Below are 9,749 nucleotides of genomic sequence, written 5' to 3'. Positions count from 1 at the left end.
TCAGCCGGTCCGTGAAACAGGAACCCGTAAGCCGGGCGACCGGCCGAACCCCCTCATAAGGGAATCCCCCTCGTTCACGAGGGGGAGGAAGTCAACTGCCAGACCTTCGCCGTGTCGGACGCGCTCACCGTCGACTTCGACAGTTGAACAGCCGAGCTCACCGCTCCACCTCCCGGCATCGATCACTCCATCGGGTGACACGTATGCGTGGCCGGAATGCGTTGGTTATGTCGGCCAACGCCTCCCATCTGCTGTTTCTCGTATGCCTCGGCCGTCAGCGGTGCGTGGCAGTCGCTTGCCCGGGGTTGGCCGCCCGGCTACCGTCGTCCAATCTCTCTGGACGGATTGTCCCGAATGAATGGACAGTGCTGGCAAGGCGGTGCGCATGACGGCAGGTGCGGGGCCCTGGGACCTGGTCACCCGGGGTGGGCTCGACATTCTCGCGTTGATGGCGCTGGTGGGCCTGTTGCACCGGCGCGGCCGTCCCGCGCCGCAGATGCCGCTGATGCTCACCGCGCTCAACATCGGCCTGTTCGCGGCCATGGGCGCGATGAGCGCCGGGAGATTCCCGGCCGGCGTGGGCTTCGGCCTGTTCGGCATGCTCTCGCTGGTACGGCTGCGCAGCGCCGCCTTCACCGCCAAGGATGTCGCGTACACCTTTGTGGCGCTGGTCATCGCCCTGTGCAGCGGACTGCCGCAGCGGGAGACCTGGTTCGTCGTCGCTCTGGACGCGCTGATGCTGGGGGCGGTTGCGGTCATGGACGGCCCGCATGTGCAACAGCCGGTTTGGGTGGTGAAGCTGACCTTGGACCGGCTGTACGCCAACCCCGGTGCGATCCACCAGGACGTGGCGTTCCGGTTCGGTCAGGAGCCGGTGGCGGTGCTGGTGGACGAGGTCGACTACGTACGGGAGACGACGCGTGTCTCGGTCCAGTACCGCACCGACAGATCGGTGAACTGGGACGTGCGTGACGACGGGGTGAGCCCGGATCCGGCGTGGTTCGGCATGGTCGAGAGCAGGCCCGTGTGACCGGCCCGGTCTCCTTCGCCGACTCGCTCGGTCTGGCCGGGCTGCGCGGTGCGACGCTGACGCAGGTCGACGCGGCCGCCGCGCTGCAGCACCGGGTCGACCGCAAGTATCTGGTCCCGCTCGCCACGGCACGCTGGTTCGTGGCGGTCCTCGCGCAGACCCATCACGTCCTGGACCTCGGTGGCCGCCGTACCACCGGGTACTACAGCACGTACTTCGACACCCCCGGACTGAGCGCCTGGCGTGCCCATGCCCAGGGGCGCCGGCGCCGCTGGAAGGTCCGTACGCGGCTGTATGCCGAGGACAGGCTGTGCCGCGCCGAGGTCAAGACCAAGGACGGCCGCGGCGCGACGGTCAAGCACGCGTGCACGATCCAGGCCGAGGAGTACGGCCGCCTGGGGGCCAGGGCCACCGCGTTCGTCGACAACGTGTTCCGCGGCGACGGCGTACCCGTCGCGGCGGCCTCCCTGTCCCCGGCCGCAGAGGTCCGCTACGTACGCGCCGCCCTCGCCGACCTGGACGGGGGCAGCCGGGTCACCCTCGACGGCCGGCTGAGCTGCCATCGCGGCGACGCGGCCGCCGCCTTGGACCATGACCTGGTGCTCGTCGAGACCAAGGGCGGGCTCCGTCCGGCCGCCGCCGACCGGCTGCTCATCAAGCTGGGCACCCAGCCGCTCTCGCTCAGCAAGTACCAGGTCGGGCAGGCCCTGCTGGTTCCGGGTCTCCCTGACCATGACGTACGCCGTCTCGCCCGGAACCGCTTTCACACCCTGGTGTGCCCGGAACCGCCGGTGTCGTGGTGAGCGCCCGGAACCACCGGAAGGAACCCGCCCGTGCGGCGGCCTCCGGCGATGCCACCTGGCGGTACAAGGCGGTCGCCGTCGTCGCGGCGCTGGCAGCCATATTGGGCGTGGTCGGGTCGCAGATGTTCGCCGCGGGCGCCGCCAAGCCCCACGCGGTCGAACGGATCCGGCAGAACCCCCCGCCCGCGCTGTTCCCCGACACCGACGTCAGCGGCTGGACCACCAGGCTCGCCGAGCAGAAGCGGGCGGCGGACCGGCTGTTCGCCCAGTGGCGTACCCGGCACGGCTCCGCCCGCGACGACAAGGCCTTCCTTGTCTGGGTGGCGCAGCAGGTCCCCGCTCCGCCGCCGGGGGACCAGCGGAGCGCCGAGCTCGGGCAGCTCAGGACTCTCGCCCGGGCGCGTACCGCCGCCGGGAGGAAGGCCGCAAGCTGGCTCGAGGTCCACGGGAAGCAGGACATCTGGCAGCTGTACCTGTCCGACCAGCGTGAACTGCTCCCGGCGGGCCAAGGGGACGCGGCGCGGACCCGGCTCAAGGCCGCCCTGAAGATGGCCAAGACGATCAGCAGCCGGCTGTCCGCCCGCTACCGGCAACCCTCCCCGTACGTCCTCGACCCGTCGCTGCGGCCGGAGAAGAAGAAGCGGAACGGGAACGCGTGCCCCTGCTCGTATCCGTCCTCGCACGCCGCGGCCTCCTCCGCCGCCGTCACCGTGCTCAGCCACTTCGCCCCGCACCGGGCAACCGACTACCAGTGGATGCAGGCCGAGGTGGTCTACTCGCGCGTCTACATGGCGGGGCACGTACCCAGCGACATCCTGGCCGGCGCCCTGCTCGGCGCCCTGATCGGCGACTATGTGCTGGTCACCTCGTGACCTTGTCACCACGGGCGCGGGTCCTGATGGGTGGAAAACGACGGATCCATATGCCCCCGCGCCAGCGGGACAGGGCTGGACGCAAACGCAGCATCACCGCCAGTGATGCCCGTTGTGCAAGCCCGGGACCTTCAGTCCCGGGTCGTTGACCGAGACGCTCGCCGCCCTGCACGCGGAACGCGCCGATCACGCTGACCATGCAGAAGCTGGGCTGACGCAGGTGACCGTTGGTCGGTGGTGATCGAGCCACACGGGGAAACACAACCACGGAGCCGCCTACAGGGCGCCGGATGTCCGCGCTGGATCCCGGCCGGTGTCCTGATCCATCCGGGACACGGGCAGCAAGCGGGCACAATTCAGTCAGCAAACAGGCGTCGACTTCCCGCGCCCCGGGCCCTCCACTGCATCGACCAGGGCCCCGCGTTCCGAAAAGCGGGCATATTCGGTCACGAAGTTCGCTACGACGAGCCTGGTCAGTAGGCGCAATCCGCTTGTACAAATTGGGCCACCAGAGCCCGAACGGGCCGGGCTCCGGAATGCCGCCCACTCAGGCACTGATTGCGGAGCCGTGAAACGGAGGTGTCGCCGTGGACACCGAGGAACGAAGACGCGGAATCCTGGAAACGGCACGCCGTTCCGGATCCGTGGACGTCGGAAAGCTGGCTGCCGACCTCGGGGTCTCCAAGGAGACCGTGAGACGCGATCTGAACCTGCTGGAAAGGCACGGGCTGGTCCGGCGCACCCACGGCGGCGCCCATCCAGTGGAGAGCGCGGGCTTCGAGACCACGCTCACGGCCCGGACCACCATGCACGTTCCCGAGAAGTCCCGGATCGCGACCGCCGCGGCCGAACTCCTCGGCGACGCGGAGACCGTCTACATCGACGAGGGCTACACCCCGCAGCTCATCGCCGCCGCCCTCCCCCGCGACCGGCCACTGACCGTGGTCACCGCCTCGCTGTCCACCGCGGGGACCCTGGCCTCCGCCGAGAACATCAACGTGCTGCTGCTCGGCGGCCGGGTGCGCGGCGGGACGCTGGCCACCGTCGACCACTGGGCCACCCGCATGCTGTCCGGCTTCGCCATCGACCTGGCGTACGTCGGCGCGAACGGCATCTCCCGCGAGTACGGACTCACCACCCCCGACCCCGCGGTCAGCGCACTGAAGGCCGAGGTCATGCGAGTCGCCAAACGCCGGGTGTTCTCCGGCGTCCACACCAAATTCGGTGCGGTGAGCTTCTGCCGCTTCGCGCAGGTCACGGACTTCGAGGCCATCGTCACCGATGCGGGACTGCACAGTTCCGAGGCCCGACGCTACGCGCTGCTGGGACCCCAGGTCATCCAGGCCTGAGCCGCGGTCCGCCCCCATACATCCCATCCCGCAAGGCCGGGGCGTGGTTCCCCATGCCCTCGAACATCCCTGGAGTCAGTCATGCGTACATGGAGAATGATCCACGTCCTCGCCACGGCCACGGCCACGGGCTCCCTGCTGGTCGCCTGCAGCGGGGCGGGTGGTTCATCGAGCTCCGGTGGCGGGGGCAAGAGCATCAACGTGCTGATGGTCGGCAACCCGCAGATGGAGGACATCCAGAAGCTGACCAAGAGCACCTTCACCAAGGACACCGGCATCAAGGTCAACTTCACCGTCCTGCCCGAGAACGAACTGCGCGACAAGGTCACCCAGGACATCGCCACCCAGGCCGGCCAGTACGACGTCGCCACCATCGGCGCCTACGAGGTCCCCATCTGGACCAAGAACGGCTGGCTGCACGAACTCGGCTCCTACGCCGACAAGGACACCAGCTTCGACAAGGCCGACCTGCTCAAGCCGATCGTCACCTCCCTCTCCGGGGCCGACGGCAAGCTCTATGCCCTGCCGTTCTACGGCGAGTCGTCCTTCCTCATGTACAACAAGGACGTCATGAAGGCGAAGGGCGTCACGGTGCCCGAGCACCCGACCTGGCAGCAGATCGCGGACATCGCGGCCAAGGTCGACGGCGCCGAGCCCGGCATGCGGGGCATCTGCCTGCGGGGACTTGCCGGTTGGGGTGAGCTGGGCGCGCCGCTGACCACCATGGTCAACACCTTCGGCGGCACCTGGTTCACCAAGGACTGGAAGGCCCAGGTCAACAGCCCCGCCTTCAAGAAGGCCACCAACTTCTACGTCAACCTGGTCAAGCAGCATGGCGAGGCGGGTGCGGCACAGTCCGGCTTCACCGAGTGCCTGAACGCGATGAGCCAGAAGAAGGTCGCGATGTGGTACGACGCGACCAGCGCGGCCGGTTCGCTGGAGGACCCCAGCTCCAGCAAGATCGCCGGTCACGTCGGGTACGTGTACGCGCCGACCGCCCAGACCAAGAGCAGCGGCTGGCTGTGGAGTTGGGCGTGGGCCATGCCCAAGACGACGAAGAACGCGGATGCCGCCTCGAAGTTCATGCTGTGGGCCTCCAGCAAGAAGTACGAGAAGTTGGTCGGCGAGAAGCTCGGCTGGGCGCGCGTCCCGTCCGGCAAGCGGGCCAGCACGTACGCGATCCCGCAGTACCAGAAGGCTGCCGGGTCGTTCGGTGACATCACGCTGAAGTCCATCGAGGGCGCCGACCCGGCCAACCCGGGTGTCCAGCCCCGCCCGACCGTGGGTGTCCAGTACGTGGCCATCCCCGAGTTCCAGGACCTGGGCACCAAGGTCACCCAGGAGATCTCCGCCGCCATCGCCGGCAAGACCAGCGTGGACAAGGCGCTGGGCGACGGCCAGAAGCTCGCCGAGGACGTCGCGAAGAACTACCAGAAGTGACCTTCATCGCCTGGCCGGCCTCCGCGTCGGCCGGGCGCCGCTTCCCCCACCCCGGCCGTCACCGGCAGAGGAACCATCCATGACCACGCTCACCGCACCCCCCAAGACAGCACCACCCCCCAGCAGGCCGCGCACCTCCTCCGGCGCCGGGACGTGGAAGCGCCGCATCCCGCTGCTGCCGGCGCTGATCTTCACGATCATCGTCACCCAACTGCCCTTCGTGGCCACGCTCGTCATCTCCACCTTCCAGTGGAACATCCTCAAGCCGGGCGAGAGGCACTTCGTCGGCCTGTCCAACTTCAAGTTCGTCTTCACCGACGAACGGCTGCGCACCGCGGTCCTCAACACCGTCGTCCTCACCGCGTCGGTGGTGCTCGTCAGCGTGCTTCTCGGCCTCGGCCTGGCGATGCTGCTCGACCGCCGGTTCGTCGGCCGCGGTCTGGCGCGCACTCTGCTCATCGCGCCGTTCCTGGTCATGCCGGTCGCGGCCGCGCTGCTGTGGAAGCATGCCATCTACAACCCCGACTACGGCCTGCTCAACGGCACCCTCAACGCCGTGTGGAGGCTCTTCGGAGCCGCCAACGGCCCTACCGTCGACTGGGTTTCCTCGTATCCCATGCCCGCCGTCGTCATCTCTCTGGTGTGGCAGTGGACGCCGTTCATGATGCTGATCCTCCTGGCCGGCCTGCAGGCGCAGCCCGGTGACGTCCTGGAGGCCGCCCGCGTCGACGGGGCGTCGGCCCTGCAGACCTTCCGGCACATCACGCTGCCGCACCTGCGCCAGTACATCGAACTGGGCATCCTGCTCGGCACGATCTACGTCGTGCAGACCTTCGACGCGGTCTACACCATCACCCAGGGCGGCCCCGGCTCCCAGACCACCAACCTGCCCTACGAGATCTACCTGACCATGTTCCGCAAGTACGAGTACGGCCAGGCAGCCGCCGCCGGCGTCGTCGTCGTCCTCGGCGCGATCGTGATCGCGACCTTCGCCCTGCGCACCATCGCGTCGCTCTTCCGCGAGGAGGTATCCCGATGACCGCTCACGCAGCAGCAGCCACCCCCGGCACGAGGCTGAAGAAACTCATCCGCCGCCGCGACGACCACGGCGGTGCACCCCGCCTGTCGCCGCTGTGGACCTTCGTGGCCTGGCTCGCCACGCTCGCCTTCTTCGCGCCGGTGGCCTGGATGGTGCTCACCTCCTTCCACCAGGAGGCGGACGCGGCGACCAACCCACCCAGCCTCCTCGCCCCGCTCACCTTCGACCAGTACAAGCTGCTGTTCAGCCGGGACATCACCCCCTTCCTCCTCAACTCGGCCATGGCCAGCATCATTTCGACGCTGCTGGTGCTCGCCCTGGCGGTGCCGACGGCGTACGCGCTGTCCATCAAACCGGTGAAGAAGTGGACGGATGTGATGTTCTTCTTCCTGTCCACGAAGTTCCTGCCGGCCATCGCGGCCCTGCTGCCGGTGTACCTGATCGTCAAGGACGCCGGGATGCTGGACAACGTGTGGACGCTGATCGTCCTCTACACCGCCATGAACCTCCCGATCGCGGTGTGGATGATGCGTTCCTTCCTCGCCGAGGTCCCCAAGGAGATCCTGGAGGCGGCCGAGGTCGACGGGGCCAACCTGCTGACCGTGCTGTGGCGGGTCGTCGCCCCGGTTGCCATGCCCGGACTCGCCGCCACCTCACTGATCTGCTTCATCTTCAGCTGGAACGAGTTCATGTTCGCGGTCAACCTCACCGCGACCAACGCCTCCACCGCGCCGGTCTTCCTGGTCGGCTTCATCACCAGTGAAGGCCTCTTCCTCGCCCGGCTCTGCGCCGCCGCCACGCTCGTCTCCCTGCCGGTCCTCATCGCCGGTTTCGCCGCCCAGGACAAACTGGTCCGCGGCCTGTCCCTAGGAGCAGTCAAGTGAAAGCCGCTGTCATCGAAGCCCCCGGCAAGGTCACCGTCACCACGGTGCCCGACCCCACCCCCGGGCCGCGCGAAGTCGTGGTCGACGTGGCGGCCTGCGGCCTGTGCGGGACCGATCTGCACATCCTCCAGGGCGAGTTCGCACCCACCCTCCCTGTCATACCGGGCCACGAGTTCGCCGGAGAAGTCGTCGGCCTCGGCAGCGAGGTCACCGAACTCGCCGTCGGCGACCGAGTCGCCGTCGACCCCTCCCTGTACTGCAACGAATGCCACTACTGCCGAGCCGGCCGCAACAACCTCTGCGACCGCTGGCAGGCGATCGGCGTGACCGTGGCCGGCGGCGCCGCCGAGTACGCCGTGGCACCCGTCGCCAACTGCGTACGCCTGCCCGACCACATCGACGTCCAGAACGCGGCCCTGATCGAGCCGCTGTCCTGCGCCGTGCGCGGCTACGACGTCCTCAACAGCAGGCTCGGCTCCCACGTGCTCATCTACGGCAGCGGAACGATGGGCCTGATGATGCTGGAGCTCGCCAAGCGCACCGGCGCCGCCTCGGTGGACGTCGTCGACGTCAACCCCGAGCGGCTGGCCACGGCCGAGAAGCTGGGCTGCTCCCAAGCGGCCCTCTCGGCCGACGAGTTGGGACGGCCGGCCGGCTGGGACGTGGTCGTCGACGCGACCGGCAACGCCGCCGCCATCCAGGACGGCCTGGAACGCGTCGCCAAGGCCGGCACCTTCCTGCAGTTCGGAGTATCCGACTACGCGACGACGGCCACCATCTCGCCGTACCGCATCTACAACCAGGAGATCACCATCACCGGCTCCATGGCGGTACTGCACAGCTACGAACGCGCGGCGGACCTCTTCGCCACAGGTGTACTCGATCCGCAGGTCTTCATCAGCCACCGCCTGCCGCTGACCCAGTACCCACAGGCACTGGAACAGTTCGCCGCCGGCCAGGGACGCAAGATCGTCGTACTGCCCTGAGCCTTACCGGGACTCTTGCAGAAAGCTGAACCGTTCGATCGCCGATGCCGGAGGGGGGGTGTTCCTCGCGATCTTGAACGCCAAGGCTGAGAGTGCCGGACGCGAAGTGATGGCTGTGGACCCCCGCAACACCTCCCGGCGGTGCCCCGAATGCGGGCACACCGCCAAGGGGAACCGGCCCGCACAGGAGAAGTTCCACTGTCAGGAGTGCGGTCACCAGGCGCACGCGGACACGGTGGGCGCTCTCAACGTTCTACGGGCCGGGCTGGTCCGTCGCGAAGCTCAACCGGCTTAGAACTCCTAACAAAGTGACAGGTTCTTCAACCGTCGCCAGCAGATGATGCTGCAGGCCAGGCTGAGGAAGGCTTCGTGGATGTCGTCGCGGATCTCCCAGCGGATGCGTAACCGGCGGAACCAGTGCAGCAGCGCGAAGCTCTGTTCGACCACCCACCGGTGCACGCCCAGCCCTGAGCCGTGTTCGGTGCCGCGGCGGGCGATGATCGGGGTGATCCCGACGGCCCGGACCTGCTTGCGGTACTTGTCGTGGTCGTAGCCACGGTCGGCGTACAGCGCATCGGGCCGCCGGCGGGGCCGTCCGCGTCGGCCGCGCACCGGCGGGACGGTCTGGATCAGCGGGATGAGCTGGGTGACGTCATTGCGGTTGCCGCCGGTCAGCGATACTGCCAGCGGGATGCCGTGCGCTTCGGTGATCAGATGGTGCTTGGAGCCTGTTCGGGCACGGTCGACCGGGCTCGGTCCGGTTTTGGGCCGCCTTTCATGGCGCGGACGTGGGAGCCGTCGATCACCGCCCGGGACCAGTCCAGAGCGCCGGCGGCGTTCAGTTCGGCCAGCAGCGATTCGTGCAGACGCTGCCAGACACCCGCCTCGTTCCAGTCGCGAAGGCGGCGCCAGCAGGTCATGCCGGAGCCGAAGCCCAGTTCCTGCGGCAGGAACTCCCACGGAATGCCGGTATAGAGCACGAACAGGATGCCCGACAGGACCTTGCGGTCGTCCAGGCGCTTGCGTCCCGGGTGATCCGCACGGCGGGGCACGACCGGGAGCAACGGCTCGATCCGCGCCCACAGTTCATCGGACACGATCCACGGCAGTTGCTCACCCCTTCTCATGTGAAGGCTAACTCCCCATCAGGCGCCAACATTCCAAGGGCAAAAGCGCCATTCTGTTAGGAGTTCTTAGAGCTCGCGCAGATAGGTGGCGTGGGGGACCCCGGCAGCAAGGTGGGCACAGGTGCCAGTGATCATGGAGTTGCGACGCTCTGTGATCACTGGGGGGACCTGTGCCCGTGCTGCCATCATGGCTGACCGACCCGCTCTGGGACCAATTCG

The 9,749-nt window shown here is 68.1% G+C and carries 9 protein-coding genes and 1 pseudogene; 9 read left to right on the top strand and 1 reads right to left on the bottom strand.

What is annotated here, in order from left to right; translation table 11 throughout:
* Positions 1-385: 385 nt before the first annotated feature.
* The 9 genes and pseudogenes from ACFYXB_RS44670 to ACFYXB_RS44630 form a co-directional block, all read left to right on the top strand.
* On the top strand, positions 386-1,030 hold the full coding sequence (locus ACFYXB_RS44670) for a DUF4956 domain-containing protein (RefSeq protein ID WP_389591158.1): 645 nt from the start codon (positions 386-388) through the stop codon (positions 1,028-1,030).
* Positions 1,027-1,833, top strand: a complete 807-nt coding sequence (locus tag ACFYXB_RS44665; protein ID WP_389591156.1) for a polyphosphate polymerase domain-containing protein — start codon at positions 1,027-1,029, stop codon at positions 1,831-1,833. The genes ACFYXB_RS44670 and ACFYXB_RS44665 overlap by 4 nt, the downstream gene beginning before the upstream one ends.
* Entirely contained in the window at positions 1,830-2,705 is an 876-nt protein-coding gene (locus ACFYXB_RS44660; RefSeq protein ID WP_389591154.1) for a phosphatase PAP2 family protein, read from the top strand. Before ACFYXB_RS44665 ends, ACFYXB_RS44660 begins: the two co-directional genes overlap by 4 nt.
* 587 nt (positions 2,706-3,292) lie before the next feature.
* Entirely contained in the window at positions 3,293-4,054 is a 762-nt protein-coding gene (locus tag ACFYXB_RS44655) for a DeoR/GlpR family DNA-binding transcription regulator (RefSeq protein WP_388506887.1), read from the top strand.
* A gap of 81 nt (positions 4,055-4,135) precedes the next feature.
* A complete protein-coding gene (locus ACFYXB_RS44650; RefSeq protein ID WP_389591152.1) occupies positions 4,136-5,494 on the top strand; it encodes an ABC transporter substrate-binding protein in 1,359 nt (452 codons plus the stop codon).
* 79 nt (positions 5,495-5,573) lie between these two features.
* A complete protein-coding gene (locus tag ACFYXB_RS44645; protein ID WP_388506883.1) occupies positions 5,574-6,533 on the top strand; it encodes a carbohydrate ABC transporter permease in 960 nt (319 codons plus the stop codon).
* Positions 6,530-7,417 carry a carbohydrate ABC transporter permease gene (locus ACFYXB_RS44640; RefSeq protein ID WP_388506881.1) on the top strand — a complete coding sequence of 296 codons (888 nt, stop codon included), beginning with the start codon at positions 6,530-6,532 and terminating at the stop codon, positions 7,415-7,417. The genes ACFYXB_RS44645 and ACFYXB_RS44640 overlap by 4 nt, the downstream gene beginning before the upstream one ends.
* On the top strand, positions 7,414-8,403 hold the full coding sequence (locus tag ACFYXB_RS44635) for a zinc-dependent alcohol dehydrogenase family protein (protein ID WP_388506879.1): 990 nt from the start codon (positions 7,414-7,416) through the stop codon (positions 8,401-8,403). Before ACFYXB_RS44640 ends, ACFYXB_RS44635 begins: the two co-directional genes overlap by 4 nt.
* 25 nt (positions 8,404-8,428) lie before the next feature.
* A pseudogene (locus tag ACFYXB_RS44630) lies at positions 8,429-8,698 on the top strand (zinc ribbon domain-containing protein); the annotation flags it as partial.
* 5 nt (positions 8,699-8,703) lie between these two features.
* On the opposite strand, the gene ACFYXB_RS44625 reads toward ACFYXB_RS44630, so the two are convergent.
* A protein-coding gene (locus tag ACFYXB_RS44625; RefSeq protein WP_389591150.1) for an IS5 family transposase occupies positions 8,704-9,530 on the bottom strand; the annotation gives its coding sequence in 2 pieces (ribosomal slippage) (positions 8,704-9,170 and positions 9,170-9,530; 828 coding nt in all).
* Between the last annotated feature and the right edge of the window lie 219 nt (positions 9,531-9,749).

Source organism: Streptomyces sp. NPDC002619 (genome assembly GCF_042889305.1).
Classification (GTDB): domain Bacteria; phylum Actinomycetota; class Actinomycetes; order Streptomycetales; family Streptomycetaceae; genus Streptomyces.
Note: the sequence above shows the minus strand (reverse complement) of the source record. Positions and strands in the feature narration are given on the sequence as shown.

Bases quoted from the DNA above. Each gene is read 5' to 3' on its own strand.
- ACFYXB_RS44645 (WP_388506883.1), top strand. From the start codon at position 5,574: ATGACCACGCTCACCGCACCCCCCAAGACAGCACCACCCCCCAGCAGG.
- ACFYXB_RS44640 (WP_388506881.1), top strand. From the start codon at position 6,530: ATGACCGCTCACGCAGCAGCAGCCACCCCCGGCACGAGGCTGAAGAAA.
- ACFYXB_RS44670 (WP_389591158.1), top strand. From the start codon at position 386: ATGACGGCAGGTGCGGGGCCCTGGGACCTGGTCACCCGGGGTGGGCTC.
- ACFYXB_RS44650 (WP_389591152.1), top strand. From the start codon at position 4,136: ATGCGTACATGGAGAATGATCCACGTCCTCGCCACGGCCACGGCCACG.